27 protein-coding genes and 1 pseudogene are annotated in these 26,857 nt (G+C 31.4%); 8 read left to right on the forward strand and 20 right to left on the reverse strand.

The features are described 5' to 3' along the window. Positions 1–158: 158 nt before the first annotated feature. Together CVD18_RS14745 and CVD18_RS14750 are read right to left on the reverse strand one after the other, a co-directional pair. Positions 159–497: a DUF4870 domain-containing protein gene (locus tag CVD18_RS14745; RefSeq protein WP_103866205.1), complete on the reverse strand. Its 339-nt coding sequence runs from the start codon at positions 495–497 to the stop codon at positions 159–161. Between the two features lie 192 nt (positions 498–689). After that, positions 690–2,585, reverse strand: coding sequence for a trypsin-like peptidase domain-containing protein (locus tag CVD18_RS14750; RefSeq protein ID WP_103866206.1), 1,896 nt, complete (start codon positions 2,583–2,585; stop codon positions 690–692). A 301-nt stretch (positions 2,586–2,886) separates the two neighbouring features. On the opposite strand from CVD18_RS14750, the gene mnmE reads away from it, so the two are divergent. Next, on the forward strand, positions 2,887–4,278 hold the full coding sequence (mnmE, locus tag CVD18_RS14755; protein WP_103866207.1) for a tRNA uridine-5-carboxymethylaminomethyl(34) synthesis GTPase MnmE: 1,392 nt from the start codon (positions 2,887–2,889) through the stop codon (positions 4,276–4,278). Positions 4,279–4,537: 259 nt separating this feature from the next. Here the strand turns inward: mnmE and CVD18_RS14760 are convergent, their stop codons facing one another. The 4 genes from CVD18_RS14760 to CVD18_RS14775 form a co-directional block, all read right to left on the reverse strand. After that, a complete protein-coding gene (locus CVD18_RS14760) occupies positions 4,538–5,155 on the reverse strand; it encodes a hypothetical protein (RefSeq protein WP_103866208.1) in 618 nt (205 codons plus the stop codon). Between the two features lie 171 nt (positions 5,156–5,326). Then, complete coding sequence (locus CVD18_RS14765; protein WP_103866209.1) at positions 5,327–5,986, reverse strand: porin family protein; 660 nt, start codon at positions 5,984–5,986, stop codon at positions 5,327–5,329. A 115-nt stretch (positions 5,987–6,101) separates the two neighbouring features. Continuing rightward, complete coding sequence (locus tag CVD18_RS14770; protein WP_103866210.1) at positions 6,102–6,872, reverse strand: N-acetyltransferase; 771 nt, start codon at positions 6,870–6,872, stop codon at positions 6,102–6,104. Between the two features lie 18 nt (positions 6,873–6,890). Then, the gene (locus CVD18_RS14775) at positions 6,891–7,775 is read right to left on the reverse strand and encodes a LysR family transcriptional regulator (protein ID WP_103866211.1); all 885 of its coding nucleotides are present in this window, start codon (positions 7,773–7,775) and stop codon (positions 6,891–6,893) included. Positions 7,776–7,872: 97 nt separating this feature from the next. On the opposite strand from CVD18_RS14775, the gene CVD18_RS14780 reads away from it, so the two are divergent. Then, positions 7,873–8,751, forward strand: a complete 879-nt coding sequence (locus CVD18_RS14780; RefSeq protein ID WP_103866212.1) for a haloalkane dehalogenase — start codon at positions 7,873–7,875, stop codon at positions 8,749–8,751. Between the two features lie 207 nt (positions 8,752–8,958). On the opposite strand, the gene CVD18_RS14785 is transcribed toward CVD18_RS14780, so the two are convergent. Next, positions 8,959–11,316 carry a TonB-dependent receptor domain-containing protein gene (locus CVD18_RS14785; protein WP_158250469.1) on the reverse strand — a complete coding sequence of 786 codons (2,358 nt, stop codon included), beginning with the start codon at positions 11,314–11,316 and terminating at the stop codon, positions 8,959–8,961. 225 nt (positions 11,317–11,541) lie between these two features. Between CVD18_RS14785 and CVD18_RS14790 the strand changes: the two genes are divergently transcribed. Next, a complete protein-coding gene (locus CVD18_RS14790) occupies positions 11,542–12,591 on the forward strand; it encodes a sensor histidine kinase (RefSeq protein WP_158250470.1) in 1,050 nt (349 codons plus the stop codon). Continuing rightward, entirely contained in the window at positions 12,582–13,304 is a 723-nt protein-coding gene (locus tag CVD18_RS14795) for a LytTR family DNA-binding domain-containing protein (protein ID WP_103866215.1), read from the forward strand. The genes CVD18_RS14790 and CVD18_RS14795 overlap by 10 nt, the downstream gene beginning before the upstream one ends. Before the next feature lie 83 nt (positions 13,305–13,387). Here the strand turns inward: CVD18_RS14795 and CVD18_RS14800 are convergent, their stop codons facing one another. From CVD18_RS14800 to CVD18_RS14860, 13 genes are all read right to left on the reverse strand, one after another. After that, positions 13,388–14,260, reverse strand: a complete 873-nt coding sequence (locus CVD18_RS14800; protein WP_103866216.1) for an RNA polymerase sigma factor — start codon at positions 14,258–14,260, stop codon at positions 13,388–13,390. 70 nt (positions 14,261–14,330) lie between these two features. After that, entirely contained in the window at positions 14,331–14,723 is a 393-nt protein-coding gene (locus CVD18_RS14805; RefSeq protein WP_158250471.1) for a DUF4440 domain-containing protein, read from the reverse strand. A gap of 252 nt (positions 14,724–14,975) precedes the next feature. After that, a complete protein-coding gene (locus tag CVD18_RS14810; RefSeq protein ID WP_103866218.1) occupies positions 14,976–15,593 on the reverse strand; it encodes an alpha-ketoglutarate-dependent dioxygenase AlkB in 618 nt (205 codons plus the stop codon). Next, the gene (locus CVD18_RS14815) at positions 15,580–15,825 is read right to left on the reverse strand and encodes an Ada metal-binding domain-containing protein (protein ID WP_103866219.1); all 246 of its coding nucleotides are present in this window, start codon (positions 15,823–15,825) and stop codon (positions 15,580–15,582) included. The genes CVD18_RS14810 and CVD18_RS14815 overlap by 14 nt, the downstream gene beginning before the upstream one ends. A 3-nt stretch (positions 15,826–15,828) precedes the next feature. After that, the gene (locus CVD18_RS14820; RefSeq protein ID WP_103866220.1) at positions 15,829–16,542 is read right to left on the reverse strand and encodes a 2OG-Fe(II) oxygenase; all 714 of its coding nucleotides are present in this window, start codon (positions 16,540–16,542) and stop codon (positions 15,829–15,831) included. Next, positions 16,543–17,385 carry a methylated-DNA--[protein]-cysteine S-methyltransferase gene (locus tag CVD18_RS14825; RefSeq protein WP_103866221.1) on the reverse strand — a complete coding sequence of 281 codons (843 nt, stop codon included), beginning with the start codon at positions 17,383–17,385 and terminating at the stop codon, positions 16,543–16,545. A gap of 222 nt (positions 17,386–17,607) precedes the next feature. Further along, complete coding sequence (locus CVD18_RS14830) at positions 17,608–18,540, reverse strand: GyrI-like domain-containing protein (protein ID WP_103866222.1); 933 nt, start codon at positions 18,538–18,540, stop codon at positions 17,608–17,610. Positions 18,541–19,317: 777 nt separating this feature from the next. Then, positions 19,318–19,815 (reverse strand): GTP-binding protein, encoded by a 498-nt coding sequence (locus tag CVD18_RS14835; protein ID WP_103866223.1) that lies wholly within the window; start codon positions 19,813–19,815, stop codon positions 19,318–19,320. An 88-nt stretch (positions 19,816–19,903) separates the two neighbouring features. Beyond that, the gene (locus CVD18_RS14840) at positions 19,904–20,362 is read right to left on the reverse strand and encodes a small multi-drug export protein (protein WP_103866224.1); all 459 of its coding nucleotides are present in this window, start codon (positions 20,360–20,362) and stop codon (positions 19,904–19,906) included. 409 nt (positions 20,363–20,771) lie between these two features. Beyond that, positions 20,772–21,887, reverse strand: a complete 1,116-nt coding sequence (locus tag CVD18_RS14845) for an imelysin family protein (RefSeq protein WP_103866225.1) — start codon at positions 21,885–21,887, stop codon at positions 20,772–20,774. Continuing rightward, positions 21,888–23,285 carry a di-heme oxidoredictase family protein gene (locus CVD18_RS14850; RefSeq protein WP_103866226.1) on the reverse strand — a complete coding sequence of 466 codons (1,398 nt, stop codon included), beginning with the start codon at positions 23,283–23,285 and terminating at the stop codon, positions 21,888–21,890. A gap of 72 nt (positions 23,286–23,357) precedes the next feature. After that, the gene (locus CVD18_RS14855; protein WP_103866227.1) at positions 23,358–24,533 is read right to left on the reverse strand and encodes an imelysin family protein; all 1,176 of its coding nucleotides are present in this window, start codon (positions 24,531–24,533) and stop codon (positions 23,358–23,360) included. A gap of 246 nt (positions 24,534–24,779) precedes the next feature. Continuing rightward, positions 24,780–25,190 carry a hypothetical protein gene (locus tag CVD18_RS14860; RefSeq protein WP_103866228.1) on the reverse strand — a complete coding sequence of 137 codons (411 nt, stop codon included), beginning with the start codon at positions 25,188–25,190 and terminating at the stop codon, positions 24,780–24,782. Between the two features lie 408 nt (positions 25,191–25,598). Here CVD18_RS14860 and CVD18_RS14865 point away from each other — a divergent pair, with 408 nt between their 5' ends. From CVD18_RS14865 to CVD18_RS14875, 4 genes and pseudogenes are all read left to right on the forward strand, one after another. After that, positions 25,599–26,102, forward strand: coding sequence for a hypothetical protein (locus CVD18_RS14865; RefSeq protein WP_103866229.1), 504 nt, complete (start codon positions 25,599–25,601; stop codon positions 26,100–26,102). Between the two features lie 35 nt (positions 26,103–26,137). Continuing rightward, positions 26,138–26,251, forward strand: a pseudogene (locus CVD18_RS14870) (transposase); the annotation flags it as partial. A gap of 64 nt (positions 26,252–26,315) precedes the next feature. Beyond that, complete coding sequence (locus CVD18_RS22380) at positions 26,316–26,528, forward strand: hypothetical protein (protein ID WP_103864000.1); 213 nt, start codon at positions 26,316–26,318, stop codon at positions 26,526–26,528. Positions 26,529–26,569: 41 nt separating this feature from the next. After that, entirely contained in the window at positions 26,570–26,797 is a 228-nt protein-coding gene (locus CVD18_RS14875) for a hypothetical protein (RefSeq protein ID WP_103866230.1), read from the forward strand. The last annotated feature ends 60 nt before the right edge of the window (positions 26,798–26,857 follow it).

Genomic DNA, 26,857 nt, shown 5'->3' on the forward strand with positions numbered 1-26,857 from the left:
TGCATTTCTTGCTGTTGCACCAACATAAATAAGCATCTTAAATTCAAGATTTAAGATACAAAAAAGGAGCGAAAACATTGTCGTTTTCACTCCTCGTATTTTATCCTTTTAAAGGACTTTTTCAGTGCCCTCGGAATTCCCTCTCTCTTTTTTTTTAATCATTTAATAATCTCTATTGATAATGGATATGATGGTCGTTCTCCTTTGTTTACTTTTATTGCATTGATCACAGGAAATACAACACATAGTACTGCTATGATAGTTAATCCTATTGCCCCTAAGCCAAATATAAATGTTAACGGAACACAGATAATAGCATAAATAAACATACTTATCTGAAAATTCATAATTGATTTTCCGTGCTCATCCATTGCCATAACTCTTTCTCTTTGAGTTAACCATAGTATTAATGGCACTACAAATCCTCCAAATCCAGTAATAAGGTCTAATAATTGTGATAAATGGGTAACGACTAATAATGATCTGTCTTTTTTCATAATTTACATTTTTTGATTGATGATTGATGAATTGCTAAAAATATTAGCAATCACTACTTATATGACGTACACTCCCCTATTTTGTTACAATTTTACACATTAAATCATGTAATAAAAAACACTCTTATGAGTATAACATAAGAGTGTTTCCTAAAATATTAACTAAATTAATGTCTTTTTATCTATTTAATTTTAGTTTACAATTAATTTTTTTGTTGTAGATTCTTCTCCGTTATCAATTTTGATAAGATAAATACCTACCCCCAAAGACAAACTACGAGTTGATATCGTATTTATTCCTGGTTGAAGTTCTATTTTTCCTTTTTTACTTCCTAATATAGTATAGATTGTTGCAGTAACAGTTCCTTTTACTTGTGGATTTACATTCAAAGAAAAACTATCTTGAGTTGGATTTGGTGAGATTTTTAATCCTGATAAATCACTTTCATTATCTTTTCCTAATATAGGTGTAACAGACTCTAATTCAGCTATTAAATCTTCTGAAGTTGCAGATTGACCACATGATCCTTCATAAATTTTCACATTACTGAATATAGAAGAGTTTCCGCTACCCACATCATTATCATTAATAAAAACCAATCTATCCATAGCACCAGTATAAAAATTACCTACTGGTATTGTATATGTTTTGGTTCCTGACCCCGAATAATTATCATAATTACCTACTCCATAGTTCTGGGTACCATAAACCCTGAAATATCTTGATGGAGTCAATGCGTTATCATTTTCAAAACCAACTGCATGTATTTCTCCTTGAGAAGAACTACTGAACTGAAATTCTATTACTGTATTAGCAGTTACATTATAATTCATAGAGATATATTTCCATGTATTATTTTGCAATGATAAGGAGTTTCCACCGCTTTGTACAGAAAAATCACCTGTTCCATCTTGATTTGAAAAAGGTGTAATCTGGAAATCATTAAAATCGATTATTGTACATGGAGGTGGTGGTGGTGGGTTTCCATCTAACCCCATAGCATCCCAAAATGCAGGTATTGTTGCTCGTCCTCCATAATTAGCCCCCCCTGAACCAGAGCAACCTCCGTAAGCATGAACTCCTACAGCATTTCCTGTAGCTGTATCAATAATTGGACTTCCTGAATTACCTCCTGTAGTATCTGTTATATATCTAACAAATGTATTATCTACTGATGATAATGGCCCTGTATGAATCTGTTGAGTTTGGTTATCTATACCTGTATCAGTACCATATCCAGTAATGGTTATATTATTCCCAGGGGCACTTTGTACTACATTAAATGATTTGCCTTGTGCTTGTATTGGTGTTTGCCCTGTTTGTGAGTTTGCACTTGCAGTAAATACTGCCCAATCATTGGCTGGACTAGCACTACTTGAATATGGTGTGACAAAATTACCTATTGGATATTGATCTTCTGGCCCTGGATGTACAATGGTTCTGTCTGGGTTAGATTTGGGCACATTAAACTCTATTAATTGTGCTCTACTACGGGCACAATGTCCTGCAGTTACCAATCTACCATTGGTTATGATCCAACCTGTACAACCAATAGGCACTATTCGTCCAATAGCATTATCAGCAGAATCAACTCTGTCGTCTGTTGATCCGCATTGAGTTTTTGATCCTTGATGTTTTTCTCCGACTCCTAGCTCCTTGATACCAATACCAATGGAACTTTCTCCTGATGCTATTATTAATTTCAGAATAACTTCATCTCCGTTAAAATAGGCTGTTGTATTTTTCCAATCTTTTATTGTTTTGGAATTTAATGTTTGCGTAGCTCCGTCTAATACAGATGTAATAGTCAATGTACTTTTATTCCCTAAGTTTACATCTTTTAGAAATAATCGTAACCAAGTAGCTCCTTTTTCTGATATAGTTCGCGTAATAACCTGTGAACTATTTTTACCTTGACCACTATCTGATCGTATTTGTATATCATACTCTGTATAGTGCCTTGGTAGCTCATCCTGAGCAAAACCAGTATAAGAGATGAATAAAAATGCCAAGCATATAAGTACATACTTTTGTGATATGGGATATCGGCAATTAACTTGAGTGATGTTTGTGTGTGTGTAATTCATAAGAATAAGAATAATTTTTATTGATTTGACATTAAATTTAGTTACTATTTAAAGTACACTGTAATAATATGATTCATCATACTACTACAACTCAACCAATTGACTTTTTTTTTAAAACTTTAACCAGTTACAATCAATAAATTTTCCTATTCTTTTTTAAGGAATAAATTAACTACAATCGTTAAAATATTCCTCATCTTCCTCTCACAAGATATAAAATAAAAATAACTCATCAAAAATGTTAACCAAAATTTATAATATCTGTATTAATGTCTATTTTTGCTTTTTGATATTTTAACGTATGATTATTCAAGATACCATAGTAGCTTTGGCAACACCCTCAGGAGCCGGTGCAATAGCCGTTATCCGTGTTTCAGGAAAAGATGCAGTTACTATTTGTTCTCCGTTATTCAAGTCTATTAAAGGCAAAAAATTACTAGATCAAAAAAGTCATACGATACATTTAGGTCATATCATAGATGGAGAACGTGTATTGGATGAGGTGCTGATTTCTGTTTTTAAAGGTACTAGCTCTTATACTGGTGAGCCCACTATAGAAATTTCTTGTCATGGCTCTACATATATTCAACAAGAAATTATTCAATTGCTACTACGCAGCGGTTGTAGAGCTGCAAATGCTGGGGAATTTACGCTTAGAGCATTTATAAATGCTAAACTAGATTTATCACAAGCAGAAGCTGTTGCTGATTTGATATCTTCTGACTCTGAGGCTTCTCACCAAATTGCCATGCAACAAATGAGGGGTGGGTTTAGTAATGAAATTAAAATGCTTAGAGAGGAACTCTTAAATTTTGCTTCTCTCATAGAATTAGAACTGGATTTTGCAGAAGAGGATGTGGAGTTTGCAGATCGTACTCAATTTAAGGATCTTATTGCTAGAATTACTAAAGTATTAAAACGTCTTATTGATTCTTTTGCTGTAGGAAACGTAATAAAAAATGGAATTCCTGTTGCAATTGTAGGAGAACCTAATGTTGGTAAATCTACATTACTTAATGCATTACTCAATGAGGAACGCGCTATTGTATCTGATATCGCTGGTACTACAAGAGATACTATAGAGGATGAAATCATTATTGGAGGAATCGGATTTCGATTTATTGATACTGCAGGAATCCGAGAAACCAAAGATGTAGTAGAAAGTATCGGAATACAAAAGACTTTTGAAAAGATTGAACAGGCACAAGTAGTTATCTATTTGGTTGATGGCTCTTTATTAACTGACGAAAGTATACATGAACTAAAAACTGAAATAGGAAAAATCACAAATAAACACCCTCAAAAACCATTGATTATTGTTGCTAACAAAGTTGATAAGCTCAATGATAATCAAACTTCTACTCTGAAATCTGAAATAGAGAGAATTCACTTACTTTCTGCTAAACACAATACTGGTGTTGAGGAGCTACAAAACAAACTTCTGGAATTTGTAAATACAGGTGCTTTACGCAATAATGAAACCATTGTCACAAATTCTCGTCATTATGATGCACTATTAAAAGCCTTAGAAGAAATCCAAAAAGTACAATATGGTCTAGACACAGGACTTTCAGGAGATCTTATGGCGATAGATATTCGTCAGGCTTTATACCATTTTGGTGAGATCACAGGAGAAATTACAAGCGATGATTTACTGGGTAATATCTTTGCTAATTTTTGTATCGGGAAATAGGTTTTCTTGCCTTTTTAGTATACTTTATAGTTTTCTTTGTTTGATGTTTCATCAACAACCATAATTATTTTCATTGGTATTTGCTTTTAATTGGTCTTTCTTTTGTTTTATTACTACCAAATTTTAGGCTTTTTTCTTAATTTCTGGTTAAATAAAAAATGGGCTTGATTACTAAGATTAAAGATTGTTAAAATCTTATTTAGTAAATAAATAGCTTACACAAAATAATTAGATAGTTGTTATTATATATAACAACTATCTAATTATTTAATTCTTCATGGATATTAATCGGTAAGAAATTATGTCGTTGTGAATTATCCTCTCCGTTAGATGCTCCATATAATTCTCTAAAGAAACCTACTGCTCCAACAGAATAGTTGATCTTTTCTATCCATTTGTTAAAATAACTTTCTTTTCTATCGTTGGTTACATATTCAAACACCTTGCCTTTTAGTTTCTCTAAACCAGCATCTGTAAATACTGGACGAGTTGGAAACATCTTGAGTTCACTTTCTTTGATTTCAAGTTCAGATTGTATCCACTTTATATCGGCTTTATATTGTTCTAGCAGCTTATCTTCAAGAGAATGATATATCTCTTCTTCAAATACAATTCTTAGTGTACTTCTCGTATCGATCATATCATCTATCTTAAAAGTAAGCCTACCTGTACTTCCTAAATGAAACTGACCGTCATTATTACTTGATTCTATAACTACTGTATATGGTATCCCATTGAGACTCTTAACAGAAAATTCTTTTTTACCAATAGCTCTAAGTGCTATTTGGTCATTTTGTGCATTTCCTTGAATAAAAAAACACGAAACTATCAGTGTAAGTACTACTCTACTCACACTAAAAATACTTACTCCACGCATAATAATATAGGTTATAATTTGGACTACAAAGTTAAGATTTCAAACTCGATTTTCAAAACTCTATTACTACTAGATTTTTATTATGAAATATTCAATAATAGAAACATTGAATAATCTAGGGTTTATAAGCTATTTTGATCTATCCATTTTATCTTATTATAATGCAAATATTTACAATGTATATTCAATTCCTAGATTAAAAACTGATGCTTTCATAGAATCACCTCTTTCAGTTAAACCAAATAAAAATCTACTATTAAGTCCCAAATTATTAGATAATTTATAACCTGCTCCTATTAGTAATTCAAAATCAAGTTTATTATAATCAGATAAAAAATATATCGTTGTGTTATTGACTCCAAATTCTTCAAAAGGGTTTTCTTTAATGTTTTCTTTGATATTAATTATATAGCCAAATTGTGGTCCTGCTTCCATATAAAAATTCTCAGTAAAAAAATATTGCATCGCAATAGGAGCTATGATTATTGATTCATCAATATTTGCTTCAAAGTCCCCTGCTATAGGTATCTCATTAGGCCCTCCTCTTAGCTCAATCCCTTCTGTCAAAATTTTAGCCCCTTGTAATGCAAAAAGCACTTCTGGTTGAATTTTTATTTTTTCATTAACCTTTATACCTACAAACCCTCCAAAATAAAAACCTATTTTTCTTTTAAATTCTGAAGGATCCATTCCTGTACTAGTCAAATCCACAGTATATTTTGCATAGTTCCCCCCTCCTTTTATTCCGAATTTAAAATTCGTTTCTTGAGCATTAAGTGATATAAATAATAACATACATGCCGAAACTATCAATAGACTTCTTTTTTTCATTCTTAATTGTTGTTTCTTTGTGTATGTCTTAATAATTAGAAATGTTACCAGAAATAGTATCTAACATAAGTACTTTTTTTCTATACAATAACACACAAACACATAACATTCATTATTACAACAATTTACTTATTACCATATCATACCTTGTATCCATACAAACACTAATATCTGTTGTCATAAATTTACCATTATAAAATAGACTAAAAATAGTTGCTGGACTTGGAGCAGATCTAGCCTCTTCTATCGTTTCTATTTTAATTATTTTTAATGGAAGTTTTCTATTTTTTGCAGTTTCAATCAAAGAGTTTTTTGCATGAAACTCTGCAAAAGGACAACGATTAGAATAATAAACAACAATTCCTTTTTTCTCAGCACATTCTCCACTTTTTACAGATTCATTAAATTTAGGTAATTCAGCTTTTGAATTTATTTTCTTTACCAATAAGCTAAATCCACTAGAAATTCTCTCCACTTCTTCAAATTCTTGTTTTAAAAACCATTTTGTATCACTCATAAAATGAAATTTCTTGGTTCCTACTACTGTTACCAAACCATCTTTTCCTTGGTTTTTGGCATCATCAATAGCTGTTTTCAAAAGTTCTTTTCCGTATCCATTCTTTTTATACTTTCCTGAAACCCAAAAACAATTAATGTTCAAATAATTCGGTGCTGTTATCGGAATCCAGGCATTCTCTGCTGGCCCATATTCTATAAAGACTTTTGCTCTTTCATCAATCCTTTTAAAAACATACCCATTATCAAACTCTTTTGTCAACCAGTCTTTTTTTGCTTGATAACTATCAGAGCATTTCTTATCAGATATTGCGCAACAGATATGTTCGTCTGATATATTTTCTTTATTTAACTGTATTAAATCTCCCATTTTGCATTATTATGAAGCTTAAGTTAAGGCTATTTTTATTTGCGCTGCAAATAATATTTCTAATTCTGAGGTTTTATTTAGACTGGCAGTATACCATGTTCGCATACCTCTAGTAGATTTAAAAGGTACAGCCTTCAATTGCGCATCCTGTAAAAAAGGGTCAAGAGCCCATTTTGCCATAATTGTAATCCCCAAATTAGCTCGAACTAATTGAATAATAGCTTCTGTAAGTTGTACTTTCTGAATTGATTTTACAGTTTCTTTATTATTCTGTAAAATATGAGTAAGTACATAATTTTTTTCTTCTGGTAAATCATAAAGAATCAAATTTTGTTCTATCAGATCAGGTAAATCAATAATCCTATGGTGAGCTAAGTTATTTTCTCTTGCAATTAATACCATCATTTCATCTTGTATTACAGGTTGAAAATGAATAGATGGGTGACTACTCATGGTACTCACAATAGCTAAATCTATTTTACCTTCTAGTAAATACTTAAGAGGTTCTTTAGTCGCTTCTATTACAATATCTATAGCTATATTCTCATTCTCTTTCCTAAATCCTTCAACTACTTTTGACAACCAATGATACGTCGTATAACATTCTGTAGTTATGCGAATTGATCTCTTTTTTCCATTTTTAACCTCCTCAATTTGGTTATTAAGTTGAATAAAAGATACCAATATCTTTTCTGATGTATTAAAAAGTATTTGCCCTGTCTCTGTGAGTACAAGTTTTTTATTTATTCTATTGAAAACCTTAAGACCTAATTCTTCTTCTAATTTTTTTAACTGATGACTCAATGCTGGTTGAGAAAGAAATAGTTTTTCAGATGCCCTAGTTATAGAACCTTCTTTTACTATAACATTTACCAGTTTTAGGTTCTTAAGAGATATATTCATTTATTTTATGATTATAATAAAAACAATTCATTTTCTTTATATATCAAATGTATTTAAATTTGCTCAATAAATACTTAAATAACACATTAAAAAAGCTATGTCTATAAATAACCCACTCTTTAAATCAACCTATCATGAAGTATTAGGAAGTAAAATGCATGTTCTTTCTAATGAAAAAGGAAAAGGAGATCCTATTCTTTTTCTTCATGGCAATCCTTCTAATAGTTATCTATGGAGAAATATTGCCCCTAAAATCCTAGAAACAGGACATTCTATCTATATTCCTGACTTAATAGGAATGGGAAAATCTGATAAACCTACAATTGATTATACCTACCTAGAGCAATATGCTTACTTAGAAACTCTTATTAAACAATTAGATCTTAAGAACATCATCTTGGTTATGCATGATTGGGGTTCTGGTCTAGGGTTTAATTACTTTGCAAATCATCCCGAGAATGTAAAAGGAATTGCTTTTATGGAAGGAATTATACAGGATATTGGTTCTTACTTTGATAAAAATACGCTTGATTTTTTTAAACAATTACGAGGGGAAAATGGGTGGAAAATGATTGCTGAAGATAATATTTTCTTAAATGATGTTCTGCCAACATGGGTAGTTCGTGATTTTACCAAGGATGAATTAGAAGCATACAAAAGCCCTTTTAAAACAGTAAATAGTCGAAAACCTATTTGGAAATTCGTATCTCAAGTGCCTTTAAACGGTAAACCAGAATTAACATCATTTATTGTTAAAAACTATAGAGAGAAACTACAGCAATCAACTATCCCTAAGTTATTTTTCTATGCAGAACCAGGAGCCTTTATGCCAGAACCTGTTAGAAATTGGATTATAGAGAATATCCCTAATATAGAGGCTGTAAATATTGGTTCAGGAACACATTTTATTCAAGAAGACAATCCAGAATTAATTAGCTCAAAATTAAAAGAATGGATATTAAAACTCTACGTATAAAAACCTTTATATAATTTAGATGAAAAAAATGGCATCACTCAAAAAAGTGATGCCACAAATAGAAGTCTTATAATTTATTAAATGACCCCAATACATTGACTATTACAAATACTTCTATTTGGCTAAAACAAATTGATTGATTGATTTGACCTCCTCTGCATTTTTTATTTTATTATTTTTTTAAAGATTATACATTTTTTGCTGAGTTTATAGAAATTTATCTGCTTTGATATTTTTATCACGTTTTTTTCTAGAGATTGACCTTACCTTTCCTCCAAAACGATAGGAAGCTCCTATAAAGAGTTGTTGCGTATCTCGTAAAAATTCTCCTTCCTGAAAAACCGTTCTATAGGTCTCAAAAGCAAATCGTTGTGTTCCAAACACATCATTTACATTGATACTTAAACTCCCTTTACCTTTAGCAAAATTATAACGTACCCCTGCATTCATATAATAATTTGGTTTGAGTGCATATTGTAGGATTTCTTGCCTGCCACTATAAAATCCAAATAATGATGCTCTTACATTTTTACTGATTTTAAAACTATTAGTCAGCTTTATATTGGCAAGTGTATTCTGAACAGATACCTCTGTACCGTCTATGATTCCTTGTTGTTGCCTAGAGTACAGCTCTAGATTCGAATTAAAACGCCACCAATTGGTAATTTCAAAATTCACACCTAACTCTACACCATATGCATCATTACTCTCAAAATTATCATAGCTCAATCGTAACAAATTAGGATCCTCCTGATCAAAAATTCCAATTCTATTGATTTCATCCTCAATCTTTCTATAAAACCCACTCAAGCTAATTGAATTTTTAGCAAAACGATAGAGATAATTAATTTCTAATGCATTACTAAACTGAGGGGTTAATTGTAAGTTACCTGTTGCTATTATTTGAGGGGTGGTAGCTTGTCTAATCGGATTAATCTGGTTAAAAGATGGACGCTCTATCCTCCTACCGTAACTTAGTTGATATTGATGTGGGCTTTCTGCATTGGCTTTGTATTCAATAAATACAGACGGAAATACATTAAATAATTTTTGATCAAAATTCGTTATATCCATAGTTTCTTGATCAAAAGAAGCATTGACCAAATAATACTCAAACCTTGATCCTAGGTTAAATTTAAATTTACCAACAGATGATCCCCACATAAAGTAAGAAGAGAAAATATCTCGATCATAGTTTAATACAGAGTTTAATAAATTGGGATTAGAAACACTATATGTATTATCGATAGCATTCATACGAGTTTCTACTCCTAATTCAATTTTTGAATTACTGGAAACAGGAAGACTATAATCAATATTGAGGGTTAAAACAGTTCGTTGATCATCTACATTTTCATTATAAGAAGGAATTTGAGTGTTCCCTGAAAAATTAAAACTGTTAGCTACCTCGCCATCATAATTATTATAATCTGCCTCTAGTTCCAAAAAGTGTGAGTCTTTATCAAACAACCACTTATAATCCAAATTATATATCTGTGTATGATTATTTCGTTTTAAGAGATCATTTAGTCCAAAATTTTCGCTTTCATTTTGTTTAAATACAACTTGCTTATCTCCATCAAATTGAGCATTGTAAAAATTCTGATTTGTAAATAACGAAAGTGTATGCGTATCAGATAAATAAAAATCTGCGCCCAGTTTTATATTATTAGACTTTCTATTATTGATATTTCTGGTCGTCTGATTAGAATTAAGATCAAACCTGTTCACACGACCATCAGTGATCTGATCTCCAAACCTGTTTGCATATTCTACATAAAAATTGGTTGTTCCTGGTTTAAAATTAAACGAAAAACTGTTGTTATACCGTTCTCTTTGTGCAATGATAGCACTTGAGTTTACCCCTAGATTCCATCCTGTCTTGATTGATTTTTTTAATACTACATTGATAATTCCGTTTAGGCCATCTGGGTTATATTTTGCAGAAGGATTCGTGATCAGTTCTATTTTTTTAATAGTATTAGATGGTATTTGTTGAAGAATATCTCCTGAGTTTTCGAGATTGCTTAATTTACCATCAATAAGAATTCTAACATTTTCGCTTCCGCGGAAGGTAACATTACCATCTGAATTGATATTTACAGAGGGTAGATTATTCATTAAATCAATCGCTGAAGGCCCTTGTGAAATCAAATCTTTTCCCACATTTACAATTTTTCTATCTATCCGTTGTTCTATAGTTGATTTTTGAGCGGTAACTAGTACCCCCTCTAGCATTTCTACATTCTCTTCAAGATATATTGTCAAATCCTTTACAGATACTCCTGATTTCAATTCAATACTATGTTGCTGAGATTTATACCCTATAAATTCTATCTCTATAGTATAAGTTTGCGGTGCAAGATCTGTAAGTATAAACTGCCCAGAATCTTCTGTAATCGTTCCCATCACAATAGTTCCTTTATCATCTTTTACTACTACACTAGAAAATGCAAGTGGTTCTTGTAAGTTTTTATCCAAGATAGTTCCAGAAATAGTGCCTGTGTTTTGTGCAACCACAATAGAACTACAAAGAAATGAGACTAATAAGATCAAATATTTCATATAACAGTTTTTATCATTTTGATCAAATGTATAGGTTAGAAATATCCAAAAAATAGAAAGTAGACGTTCAGTACTTTTATGCATATCAATATGCAGATTACCATGCTATTTTAATTAATTCTGTGGTTAATATGTATTCATATGCGCAAATTGCTTCTTTGTCATCGATACAATCTTATTTTGATAAATATTGCTATCTTAGAATATCCAGTTATTTTTATACCAATGAAAAAACTCAATCTTCGTAATAATCTATGGTGGCATTTGGCATTTTGGTGTTGTGTCCTAGTATTCTCTATAGCTAGTGCCAATTGGTACTATTCAACTTTTACAGAACTTATTGAGGTATATACCTTTAAGGTTTTATTACAAATGCTTTTTGCTTATACTATGAGTTGGTTATTGCTTCCTAAAATTTTAAACAAAAAAGGAAGTACTGTATTTGCGATTTCTCTACTGGCATTATTTGCAATTATTCATGCCTTATGTACTTCTTATCTTGTATATTATTTGGTTCCTAATTACTCAACAACCTATACAACCTATTTACAACGGTTTGAGTCTACCAGTTTTCAAAGTATCTATTTCAATTTTAATCATTTTTTTTCTACATCTTTATACTATGCCTACCCTTGTGTAATTCTGGTAGCTATTTCATTTTATATAGAGAAACAAAAACTTCTTGAACTACATGAAAAAAAACGAGAAGCAGAATTGAATGCGTTAAAAAATCAATTAAACCCACATTTTTTATTTAATACATTAAATAGTTTATATCTACTTGCTCTAAAAAAGTCTGAAAAGACAATCAAAGTCATAGAAAATTTATCTCACATTTTAGATTATATGCTGTATCGTTGTGATAAGAAATATGTTCTTTTGAGAGATGAACTAACCCTCATAAATAAATATCTGGAACTAGAACAGATACGGTACGGCAAAAGAGTTAACGTGATTTTTGATGAATCTATCACAGGAGCAGAAAAAATTGCCCCTCTACTGTTATTGACATTTGTAGAAAATGCTTTTAAACATGGAGTATCTGAGGAGATTAATATGGCTACTATTCAAATAAAAGTAGCAAATACTGGTGATCAATTATATTTTGAATTAAAAAATTCTAAACCTCCCAAAAAGAATGTAACCTCAGAACGCAAGGCTTTGGGGCTTCTTAATGTAAGAAAACAACTCGAGCTTCTCTACCCAAAAACACATGAGTTAAAAGTTACTAATACAGAAAATACATACAAAACACAACTTCAAATATGTCTGTAACCTACAATTGTTTAATAGTTGATGATGAACCTTTGGCTGTTGAACTTATAGAAGAATATGTATCTAGAATCCCTAATCTTACAGCTGTAGGAAGTTGTAGTAATGCCTTAGAGGCTTCTACATGGCTTTCTCAAGAACATATTGACCTGCTATTTCTAGATATTAATATGCCTGTAATAAAAGGGACTGATTTTTTCAAAAGTTTAGTAAAAAAACCTAAAGTCATATTCACAACGGCATATCGAGAATATGCGCTAGAAGGTTTTGAGGTAAATGCATTGGATTATTTATTGAAACCTATCATTTTTGATCGTTTCTTTATGGCAATCCAGAAATTTCTAAATGAGATGAACAAAGGCTCGAAAATAGAAAATACTGAAAAAATAGAACAACAAGCTTCTTCAATATTCATAACGCAGGGACATAAAAAAATTAAACTAGTTCTAGATGATGTGTATTATATAGAAAGCTTCAAAGATTATGTAACATTTCATACGCGAACAGGATCCATTAAAACCAAAGAAAACATTGGCGTAATGCAAAAAAGACTAGGTGCTCAATTCTTAAGGATACATCGTTCCTATCTTGTACATGTTCCTTACATTAATGCATTTACCAAACAAGATATTGAAGTGAATGAAAGAGAACTTCCTATAGGATCAAGTTATAGAAATGGAGTCTTACAATTTTTAAACACATTACATCCTTTATAAATATAAGCTCTCAAAAAAATGTTCTTTTAATCAGTAAAATTTAGGTTATCACAAACCCAAAAGCTGATATTGATATATTTCTCTTATTCAAAGTTAAAAGTTTCTTTTATAGTTTTTGAAGAGAGTAAATCCTTAATAGACTGTAACATAATAGGGCTTTGTACAAATGGATGTTCTTGATATAACTTTTGATATTCAGAAGTTATTTCTTCTTTATATGTTTCTATTTTTTTATCTATTACCTTATTGATACTAGTAATCGTTTTCTTCTGAAAATGTAGGTTTACTGGGTCAACAAATCCCATTTTTATAAAACCCGCAGTTTTTCTAGCACAACGACAAGGGTTCTTTTTATTGATAAGTCCGCATTTATTATTCATAAAATTATACAATTGTTTTTTTGTTCTATGCAATTTGACTCTAAAATTTTCTTTAGAAACCTCCATTATTTCACTACCAATCGAGTCTGCAAACTCAAACAATTCTCCAATTATATATATCATTCGTTGTTCTCTATCAAGGCATAACAGCATTCCTTTCATACAACTTATTTTTGCTTCCTTTACCAATAATTTATTTTCAACTTCAAAAGAGTAATTAGAAAGAGGTTCATTTGGTAATTGGTCAAGTCCTTGTCCAAATTCATCAAATGATAATGAATTAGTTTCATATTTACCTCTTTTCGTGTTCAAAAAATGATTTTTCACAATACGATATACCCATGTTTTAAAATTACTTTTTTGCTGAAATGAAGCTAGTTTTGTAACTACTTTTATTAACACCTCTTGTGTTAAATCTGCGGCTTCCTCGCTATCACCAGTAAATGTCAAGGCAACGTTATAAATCCAATCCTGATGCTTTTTAATCAGGTTTTCTAGTGCAATTTTATCACCAGCAAGAGATTTTTCTATCAAAATAGTGTCAGACACTGTTATATCAAATGATGTACTACGCATTTTGTGTTTTATGAATTATAAAATTTTGCCCTTGTAGATACAAGGACAAAATTTTAATACGATTATACTATTATTTATTCATTAAAAATTGACCATGAGGATTATCAAAAATCATAAGCCATTTTCCATCTTCTTGTTTTCTTAGCACTGCAATAGATAATCCATTCTGTTTAATTTCTATTCCATCAGGTGTTTTTGCAGTCATTTCCCATGGTGCAATATGAGTTGCTATAGTTCCTGTAATAAAAACTTCATGTCCACTATAGGTAAAAATAGGATTTATCATAGCCATTTCCTTAAACATTTCTCTCAAAACTTTAGGATCAGATATTGGTGTTTCTGGTTCAAATACTACGACAGCATCTTGCTCATAACTGGCCATGACTCTATCAATATCTTTGTTTTGAAAAGCTTCTGTCATTTTTTCTATAGCTGTTAATACATTTTTTTGTTCTGTTGTCATCTTTTTTTCTTTTTTAGTTTGAGCGTTACTATTAATTGGTATTGAAATCACACAAAATAGCATGACTATCAATAATTTTGAATGTGTTTTGTACATCATAAACTTTTTGTTTTTGTTTGGTTTACGATTTAGACACAACACATAGATGACTGTTACAGTAAATGTATTTTTTTTTTGAAATGTTGAAGAATTTCTTCTATTATCCTATCTATTCAAGGTAGATAAATCAACTTTTGAGTATATTTTTAGTAGCTATCTATTAATTTCCTCAATGGTTCTAAAAGTTAAGTTCACTCTGGGAGTATGTATTAATTTTGTTTGTGGTAATCGATGTAACCAATTTGTTTGGGTAGTTCCTTTCATTACCAGTAGGCTACCGTGTTCCAGCATCAGTTCAACTTTCTCTTTGGTTATTTTATGCTTAAAGGCAAATTTTCGTTCTGCTCCAAAGCTCAAAGACGCTATAGCTCCGTTTTTTTTCAAATCTTTTTCAGCATCACTATGCCAAGCCATGCCTTCGCTCCCATTGTGATATAGGTTTAACAAGCAAGAATTAAATGTTTCACCCGTTTTTTGTTCTACTTTTGTTTTTAACTCTAATAGCTCCGCTGTCCAGGGTAAAGCTAGTTTTGTAGTTTTGGAGTACGTATACTCAAAAGGTTTTTCGCCATACCAAGCTACTTTGCGTTTGGTAAGTATCTTTTTCCCAAAAATTATTGCCTCATCATTGCGCCACTCGATAGTATTTAATAAGGATTCTAGATATTGATTTGCTTCCGTTTGATTAAGTAACGTACCATAATAATATACTTCTCCTTCTTTTGGGAGCCAATTTTTTGTGGCATCCACTTCTATATTAAACAGCTTCATTTTTCCATTTTTTATATTCCTTATTCATACAATGACCACACGGACGAAAATTATTCTGTAAAGCTTCCTTTTCACTAGAAAAGAACACTCGGTTTTTACGTTTCATTCGTTTACCAGATTTACAGCCTAACTTACCATAAATCTTTAAGTTCTTATTACCTCCCAAAAGAATTTCTTTCCTCTTAATTTTAATACGTAAATCACGATCCAAAATAACATTATGCGCTATCATACCCTAGCTAATTGCATCATGAAAAATTATGCCTACTGTATGTCTTGTACCACGATGTAATTCACTTACACCATGTTTCATATGTGTTCTATAATATCCTTTCTTTCCTTTTACAGGTCTAAAATTAGTTGTAAAAATAAGCATATCTCCTCTTTTAGGTTGTAGTACTATCGCTTTAGATTGCGCTCTTGGTGTTTGTTGCATAAGCACAAATTCACCCCCATCAAAATCAACACTTGGCTCGTTTAAAAATAATACCGCTTGAAGCGGAAAATACACCTCTCCATATAAATCTTGATGCAAGGTATTGTACCCTCCTTTACCATACTTCAAAATTAATGGAGTTGGTTTTAATTGATTGGCACCATGACATTGTTTCTGTAATTCATACAATGAGTCTGGAAATTTTTTTTCTATTTTTAAAACTTTCATCCATAAATTGGCTATTGGTGCTAATTTTGGATATATCTGCTCTCTAAGGGTTTGAATTATTTCTGGCAATGGGTAGTCAAAATACTTGTATTCTCCCAGACCAAAACGATAACGCTCCATGGTTACCGTTTTTCTATATGCCATAGGTTCGTCATACATATTGAGTAATGCCTTACATTGCTTTTCTGATATTAATTTTGGGATAATGGCATATCCTTTTTTATTCATATTCAAAGCAATATCATCCCAATCAATAGCTTTAATTTTTGTAATTAACCTCTCCATTTACCCATTGGTTTTTGCAGCTTCCCAACCAATTATTGCTGATTTTCTAGTGCTTCCCCACATATATCCTCCAATATTTCCTGTAGATTGAATGACTCTATGGCAAGGAATCAAAAATGCCACTGGATTACTACCTATTGCTGTTCCTATGGCTCTTGATGCGTTGGGGTTATCTATTTCTTTTGCTATTGCCCCATATGTTGATAGCTTACCCATTGGAATTTTTAACAAGGTTTCCCATACTTTTAACTGAAATGGTGTTCCTTGTAAGTGCAATTTTATCTGATTGAGTCTACTCCAATCGTTTTGAAATATGAACAGTGCATTTTGTTGTGTAGTATCTACAACCTGATTGTAGTTGGCATTTGGGAATCTACCTTTCATTTTTATTAGGGCTTCCTTCTTATCTTCAAAAAATTCTATATGGCAGATTCCTTTTTTGGTAGATGCTACAATAATATTTCCAAACGGGCTTTCGGCAAAACTGTAATTTATAAAAAGGTTCTCTCCTCCGTTTTTATATTCTCCAGGAGTCATTCCTTCAATATTAATAAATAAATCATGCAAACGACTTGTACCCGATAAACCTGTTTGATGTGCTGTATCAAATAATGTAGCTTGTTTCTCTTTTAGTAATTGTTTGGCATAATTGATACTTAAATACTGCATAAACTTTTTAGGACTTACGCCTGCCCAATCGGTAAAAAGACGTTGAAAATGATATGGGCTTATATGTACACTATCTGCAATCGTGTTTAAAGAAGGTTGCTCTTTAAAATTTTCTTTGATATACGTTATAGCTTCTGCTATTCGATTGTAATTAACATGCTCTTGATCTGTCATTTTATTATATTTTATGATACAAAAGTATGTAGGTTCTGAAGGTCATAAAACCCGATTCTTGCTACATTTAATTTTTGATAGAAAAAGGTTTCTTACTTGATCTTATGTATAAAATATGATCTATTTTATACTAATGTTTGGCTCATAAACAAAGATACTAGAAAAGAGCTGAATTATTTATTCAGCTCTTTTCTAGTATCTCATACCCTCAATTGCATTTTCTTAAATAGCTTTTACGGGTACATAAAACTCAACTTTGAATATTTCTCCTTTTGGTTGCTCTGGATACAATTCAAAATATGGTTTATCATCGGGAACATAATTATTAGTAGGAAACCACTGCCCATAAATCCAGTCCCATGCTTTTGGAAAATCCTGTGCAGACATCTCAAACTGACAAACGACATACTTTCCTTCTTCAATATTCATTTTTCCTATAATACCGTCTGTTTCTGTCTCCTTAGGGATTGTTACACATAAACTCATTCTTTGTGTATCATTAAGAGTTACTTTTGGGTTATCATGGTAAACGATCAAGTATTTAAAATCCTCATTACTCATCAATTCTTTTGATGCTGCCCAAGCAAAGAGCTCTCCTCTATGTTTTTGATACAATTCATTATTTCCTTTATAAGGGCCTAAACTTCTATTATAAGCCACCGTCATTTTAGAAAGTGTTCTTACTTCAACATTTTTAATAATCTTCATAGTACTTGTCCATTTTATTGTTTTAGATTCTGGACAAAAGTATGGGTCGATCTTATCTTTCTTATGTCGAATATTGCTATTCGTTTGACTATTATTGCTTTTTTGAATGGCTTCTTTTTTATAGGAAGATGCTGTAGTATTGAAATGTTTTTTAAAACTTCTAGAAAAAATAGAAAGATCAGAGAAACCACATTGATAGGCTATCTCTGATAAACTTTTATGTGGTTGAGATATAATGAGTGATGCTGATTTTTCTAAACGAAGTCTTACTATATATTGAAAAGGGGATTCTCCTACAATAGCAATAAATATTCTTCGAAAATGAAATTTTGAGAAACTGGCTATCAACGATAGTTCTTCTAGTGAAAAAGATTTCTCTAAATTCTTATCGATATAATCCAATACCTTGTTCGTATTTCTTATATAATGATTCTGTTTTGCTTGCACAGTTTCTAATTATAAAAATCACTCTTTTTTGAATATCAAATGTACCATATAAAAGAATACTTTATTTTGATTTTAACACAGAACAAGTTTATTTCCCTACCACTACTAAATCAATCTATTTAGTATAACCCAACAAAAATCATCACTATCAATTTCTAAAAATATAGCCAAAATCTACAAATCATAAAAATTACCTATTACAGTAGCTTTTATCTATAAAATCATATTACAATCTTTAATAACTGCACGGATTACAAATCCGCGCTATCAGGGTTATTCATCTACATAATTATTTATCCAAGATTTTGGGACTTTTACCTCTATCAAATATGGATCATAAGTTCCAGTAACTGCATATTCTTTTGCTATACTTTTTCTCCAAAGTAAATACTTTTACCCCTTCCATATGTTTAGTACTGTCAAATCCATTTTCTAAAAACAAAACAACCATATTCTCTATAAACATAATTATTTTATACTATTTCTTTCTCTGGTTTACCGTTTTTTATTATTATTAATTACAGATTGATGAGAAACAGATTTTATTAAACACAATTGCAAGGATTTAAAGTACAAATCTGGGCTATCTGTAATCTCTTAAAGTCTATATAGAATCTACTATTCGTTTTCTGACGCAATATTAATGTATAGGAGTACCGTATTTTGAAACTGAAGAAAAAAAATGAAAATAATTTTAAAAAAAACAATAAACAACTGAAAAACAAGCAATTAAAAGGGAGTTAATTTTACTTATTTTGCTATAAAAAATATAGAATATTATACAGATTCCAAAGTACTTTTCATAAACAGGTATAACTCTTTCATTTGTGTTGCACCTGCTTCTCTACCTAATCGTCCTGCAAAATAGAGCACAAACCATACTATTAAAAGGAAAATCATACCAACTACAGGAAAAATAAACGATTGATCGAGAGTCATATTTACATACATCCAAATTCCTGCGCTTATAAATAATATAGCAACTATAAAGTGTAGGAACATAAAAAGTGTCCAAACGGTTGGACTAGGACCAAAAAGCCCTTTTAACTCTGTTTGCGTTTCTGTTGTTTCGTAAATTTCGAGATGCAATTGAGGTGACCAGAAGTGTTGTTCTTTTTTGGGAATACGAATAAAAACATGATGATCTACTCTACTTATTTTAAAATCTGGAGAAGTTTTTGCTATTTTTTCAAAGGCTTCCAACGCTTTTTCTGGTGGGATTTTTAAATCTTTAAAAAACCTTGGTCTTAAAACAATGTCGTTTGATATTTCCATAAATGCATTTATATATCAATGCTACTATGTTTTACTCTCATTATCAATGACTTTTGTCAGGTTTAGCAAAAAGAATTCAAAAAAATAATTAGGCAACTCCTTTGATAGTAAGTAGAGTTGTTCCCCATACAATAACAGAAGAGAAAAATATACCTATGCTATTAGCTACAAAAGCTTCTCTTTTTCTTATTTTAAATAAATAAGTAGCAATACTACCTGCATAGACTCCTGTACCAGGAAGAGGAATCATTACAAAAAATAAAAGCCCCCAGAAGCCATATTTTTTGATCTTACCTTCTGATCCAACTTTTGCTTTTCTTGCAACATATATGGCTGCTTTTTTATAGAATGTCCATTTCAACAGGTAACTATTTACTTTTTCCAGAAAAAATATCATCAAAGGAAAAACAAGCACATTAGCCAAAAAGCATGCTACAAACACCAAATAAATATTTAGTCCATTGTACATACCGTAGGGAATCCCTACTTTGGCCTCTCCAAACGGAGAAAGGCTCCATAAAATAGCTATAACAAAATCTTGAATCACAAAAATTCTTTTTATATAAGGTTTACAAATTTAAGGTTCTAATCGATTCATCCAATAACTTTAACTCACAAAAAAACATTAAATTACTTTTTAGAATCATTTTAAATACCTTTTTTCTATTTTAAGCAACTTTTAATCGCTATATCACAGATTTTTTCACATACTTTGTCGTATATAACAATGATAAATTTCATAGAGTAATATATAATTAAAAAAAATATCATAAAGTTTCCTCTATAAAAAAATAGGGATGCTAAAAAAATAGCATCCCTATCACACTTGAGGCATATATAGTAATCTCATATTTATTCAAAAAAACTATCAATTACGAAACATTTATTCTTGCCTGAAGCTATTTTTTGATCGACAACTTTTTTAAAAAGAAGTAATCTCAGTTCTCTATTTTTTATCAATCACCATCGTTATCATTAAATGTTATAGTAGTTCCTAACCTATTAGCCATATCAATTTTGATAAGTACCAATAGATCTCTAAACGAGTTTTTGAGGGCTACAACTGCTGCTGGTTTAGAGATTATCTCTTCTTGTAAACTTCCTTGTATTGCATCAATAGCAGATTGACATACTGAGAACTGTTCTATTAATTTATCGGCTACATCTTTACTGCCTATCAACTCTAAAATATCATCAAATCCTTCCTGCTCTGTATTTTGCCCAAAATTACCAGTATAACACATTTGTAATGCTATCAAATGTTGTTGTAGTATTTCTTTTGAAAACTCGCTATAGTATGCTTCTAGCAGTTGTGTATCTACAGTTCCTCCATTTGAATCTCCTAATGGTTTTCCTAATTTGCTAAGAATAACTTCTTCTATCAAGGCTACCATTGCATTAACTACCAGATTTTGACTACCACTAATACCATTCTCTAATGCTGTTGTAAATCCATCTCCATGAGTTTGCCAGAGTGCCTGTAATGCTATTGATTTTGTTTGTAAATCTTCACTCAAGGCCAATAGATATTCCATCCTGCGCGAGGCATAGGTATCTGTAGTATACATATCTAGTACACTTGTATTTTCTATACTAGAAAACAATAAATATTCAATACCTGAAATCCCTTTTGATGAAGACCCTAAAGAAGTAATAAAAGATGAATTTAGCACTTGAGTACCTTTGATATTTGTATCAATTCTTTGTATGTCTGACGGCCAACGGTTGATCTCGAAACTAATAAAACTACTGGCAATATTGCCTAAGTCATAAAGTTCTAATTGTTTCCATACCTTTTGAATTGCTTTCCATTGTTTTTGAGCTTCTTCTAAGTTTACCAAAGTAGCATCACTCTGAAAACGTTTTATAACCTCTACAAGAATAGTTGTCTCTTTTACAAAATCAATATTTAAAGGGGATATACCATATTTATAAATGGTAGTTAATTGATTTTTTTTGTGAAATTCCATATCAGGTTCAGATCCTGAATCGCTATCACACCCAAGTAAAGCAGCTATAATGCTTATTACTACCAAAGTGATAACTATTATTTTTTTTATTGAGAAATTCATTTATAGTGATTTAATAAAGTCTATTAATTTTGTTCTTTCCTCACTTGCAAGGTTCATAAATTCATTTTTAGCAGCTAATGCTTCTCCATCATGCCATAAAATTGCCTCTTCAATTGTACGTGCTCGTCCATCATGAAGTAAATTTGTATGTCCGTTTACTGTTTCAATAAGACCTGTTCCCCAAAGAGGAGGTGTTCTCCATTCTTTTCCTGTAGCCAGAAAATCGGGAGTATTATCTGCCAGTCCGTCTCCCATATCATGCAATAGTAAATCTGTATAGGGTCTAATTGTTTGGTTTTCTAATGCTTTTATGGGATATGTTCCTGTTTGTAATACAGGAATATGACACGCCACACAATCTGCATCTTCAAACAATTGTTTCCCTTCTAATATTTCTTGCTTATCAAAATCTCTACGCGCTGGAACGGCAAGTGCAGCCGAATAAAATGTTACTTTATCAAGATTTTCATCTGGAATTTCAGGAGTTCCTCCATTGATAATTGCATCACAGTCTACTCCATTAGGACAATTCTCATTGGGAAATAAAGAAGTGGTAATTCCTAAATCTCCAGAAAAAGCGCCTGCAACCTGCTGTCGTAAATTGGGCTGGTTACTCTTCCATCCAAAACGCCCTATTTTTACAGATTGGGTTTCTATATCATATACATAATTAGGCCTTCCAGAGATACCATCACCATCACTATCAAACTCATCTGCATAACTTAATAATGTACTCTCAGGAACAGCATCCAATAATCCCAATCCTATCATTTGATTGGCTACTCTAGGTGAAATTTGAACATTGGCTGCCATGGGTCCATAATTTAAATTCACAAAATTATAAGTAGGATCTTGCAGAGTAACCGTTGCCCCGTCTGGATAGGTTACTGTAATAGGTTTATATGTAATTTTTATATCTCCTTCTACCAAAATTCCTTGTATCACATCATCTTGAAATTGCCCACCATAATTGGGATCGGGTAGATTTCCTCCTAATGCATTAACACCAGGAACACTTAATCTAAATAATAGTCCAGAAGGTTTTTCTCCATCAAATTTTGGGGGACGTCCTCTACCATCCTTAAAATGACATCCAGAACATGCTCTTGCATTAAAAAAAGGGCCTAACCCATCTCTAGCTATTGTAGATGCAGGAGCGGTTACCCAACTTTGATTAAATAAAGAATTTCCTGTTCCAAAAATTAATTCTTGTTCTGTAGTTAAATTCCTAGCAAAAAAACCAAAAGCATTTGGTGATATATCAAACACTGTGGTTTCTCCTCCAGAAAATTCTTCTTCATTTTCTGGTAAAAGGGTATACTCTTTAGAATCATCTTTACTACATCCAATAAAGATGATTACAAAAAGTTTTAAGATAATTAAATTAAATCTATTCATTTTAAATAAACAAACTAGGTGAAGATTATACTTCACCTAGTACAGTGTATTGATATTATGACTAATATTTTGTTAATTGTTTAGTGCTATTCCTAGGGCAGTTGCTCCATTTGTAAGCTCGTTTCCTAATGCTTGAAGAGATAATACTACTGCTCGAACTTTTTTACCTTCTGTAGAACTTGCACCTCCTGAAATAGCAAAATCAAAAGGAATTGCAATATTAGAAATACCAGTATCTACAGTATTTAAAGTTTGTGTTATTTTTTCTCCTAACGTCTTATTTTGTTCGTTAACCAAATCTTGTAAAGAAGTACCTTTTATAGTACCATAAGAACCAGTGTAAACATTTCTAATTCCTTCAAAATTTAATAATACATCTCTATGCGTATTATCACTAAAACAAGAATGTTCATCTTCTTGATCTGCAAGATCTAATGCAACATTCATTCTCTCTATCGCTAATTCAGAAGATGCTAATTCTGCTATTCCTTTAAGCATATTTTTTAATGCTATATTTTCATCTAGTGCTAAGAATGTTGTTCTGTATGCCCCTCCTGGTTTCCACTCGTCTAACAATGATTGTAAGTGATCAAGTAATAATTCTGCACAAACTACCAAATAGGCTCTTCTTCTATCTTGATTAGCAGCTGTTCCGCCATCTACAAAATCAGTGTATGGTCTTTGCCCTGCTTTTTTCTCAGAAGGATCAGTAAGATCTTGCCCCCACAATAAAAATTCTATCGCATGGTATCCAATACTAACATTTTTCTCACCCTTTCCTTGAGTTGGTCCATTTAACCCCAATAATGTAGCTTTATCAATAGTTATTGTTATATCATTAATAATTCCATCATTAGGAAATCCATCTACATAATCCACATATACTTCATCAAGAGGCCACGCGTTTAAGAATCCTTCTGGCTCATCATCATCATCAATAGGGCCATTAGCAAAACGAAAAGCTTCTGTTTGTCCGTATGGTTCTCTTGCTGCTTTCCAAGCGGCTTTTGCTGCATCAAAATTAGCTTGATTCGGCGTTGCTACAAAAGTAGCTATAGCAGTTTGCATTTTTTTTGCCTCATCATATGAATCTTTATAATTCTGATATACTAGGTTTGCATAATTTTCTATTACTGCAGATTTCTCTACAACTGACTGATCATTGGTCGTGTCATCATCGCTAGAACATGCAACTACGCCAAGTAATAATGTACTTAAAAAAATACATCCAATTAATGTCTTTCTCATCTTTATGTTTATTTAGACCTTTTTAAAATAAAGTACAAAGATATTTTTTAGACCCAATAAAAGCAACTTAATTTAGATTAAATTTAAATAACAAGAAAAGAAATACTACCCTCTTATTTAGCAGTATTTTATGCTTTGTTACTCTCACTACCTATCCTATAAAAACCCAAAGGCCTTGCTCTATAAAAGAACAAGGCCCACACAAACTCAATCCATTAACTGAAAAAAATCAATTAATAAACCTACTTACTGCATTAATTTCTTAGACAGTTCTTGTAACTGTGTAGCTTTTTTTGTCATATAATCTCCAAGTTTTTTTCCTTCTTCTGGAGAAAGGTTACCCATTACTTCTTGAGCTTTTTGCCCTAATTCTTGTCCTTTTTCTCCAAGAGAAGCAAAAGCTGTCATATCTTTACTTTCTGCTACTTTTTTGTACTCTTCTATATACGCTTCATAAGAATTTACGTACTCCTGAACTGCTTTGTTACTAAAAGTTGGTACACCACTAGCTGCTTCAGAAGAAGTTTCTTCTTTTGCTTTTTCAGTTGTTTCTTCTACTTTTTCTGAACCTTCAGAATCATTTGTTTTTGTTTCTCCTTTACATGATACTGTTAATACTGCTACTAGTAAGGAAAGGCTTAAAAATACTTTTTTCATGATTTGTTTTTTTTGTTGTTGTTAGTTATTAAAATATCATTAACTTGTAATGACATTGCAAAGATGGGGGATATAAAAACTTTACTAAACACCTTTTTCAGTGAAAAAAGAACACCCTGTTTTCAGGGGGTATACAAAATAAATTCTTTAGAAAACATCTCATATTCTACTAAGAGTAGCTTTTTATCACAAATTATAAAAAACTAATAAACAAACACATACATCAAAAATAATTATCTAACTGTATTTTATTCCTACTCTTTTTATTTTGAGAAACTCAATCTATCATCATTTTACAGTGGATAATTTTGTTACTACTATCAAAAAAACACACAGAATTATTCGTCTCTTTTACTATATTAGTGTTTTATAATAAAACATATAACACTTCATTAGTTATAATAAAATATGAGCGTACAAGATATTATTAACTGGTTTGGAAATAATCCGAATCTTATACTTGGTTATTTTGCAGTTATTATTGTACTCTCCTTATTGGGATTGGCAGTGGTAAATCAAAGAAATTTTAAACCACCCATAAACTATTTTTATGGTATGCTTGTTTATGCAGCAACCATCCCAGGTTTATTGGCTCTGATCATACTATTATACAGTTTTTTCTTTTTGAAGATCAACTTACTTCAGGTAGATGTTTTGGCGTACTTTGTCCCTGTAATTTCTATGTTTATAGCACTGTTTATTATTAACAAAACAGTTCCTATGCCAAGAATCCCAGGATTTGATAAGCTTTCGGGTTTATTTATTATTGTTGCTATTACTTTTGTGATTACCTATATAGCGCAACGTATGTTTTTTGGAGTATTCTTTGTGGGCAAATTTCAATATCTGATCATCTTCTTTTTGGCCTTGCTCCTGATTTTGAGAATCGCATGGAGGAAAATCACAAAGTAATACCATTTCCAACTTAAATTTACTCAGGGTAAGCCGTATATGCCAAAGCTTCTTTTGGTAAAGCTGACCATGTTATAGAATATTTAGGACGTTATACTCATGAAATAGCCATTAGTAATCATAGAATACTAGCTATTGATAAAGAGTCTAAAAGGGTGTACGACAAATTTCCTTTTTTGTTAAAATTTAGTATTTTTATTAGAAACATATTTAATGGATATAAAGACTCAAGCCTCGTTAATCTTCGACAAACATTTTGAACAATGGTTATCTGATCCTTCTCGTATGGAGAATGGATATCAATACGAATCTACGTACGCTGCAATGATGTCAAATGTTGAGCAAGAAGTTTTACAATTATCTGTTGGTCGTGTTCCCAAGAGCAAGAACTTAAAAAAAAACTTCAAACCAGATTTGGAAAGATAGAATCCTGCAAGTCTCATGTTATTGCTCAATCTCCAGGTTTTATGGGTATTAGTAGTTTGGCTCAAGAAACCATGTGCTATATGGGTCAGTATTTGGTATTTAGTGAAGCAGAAGATGTGATCAATAATTTGACAGGTGCAGGGGTCAATGCCAAGCAAATAGAGCGTGTTTGCCACAAATATGGACAATGGATTGAAGATGCTGATAATGCGGTTATCAAAAATCTGGTTTATAAAGAATATGAATCAGGTATCATTATGTTAGTGTAGATGGGGCTATGTACCTAACAAGAGAGGAAAGTTGGAAAGAGAGTAAGCTAGGTAGACTAT

The organism is Aquimarina sp. I32.4, assembly GCF_002924285.1.
Lineage (GTDB): Bacteria > Bacteroidota > Bacteroidia > Flavobacteriales > Flavobacteriaceae > Aquimarina.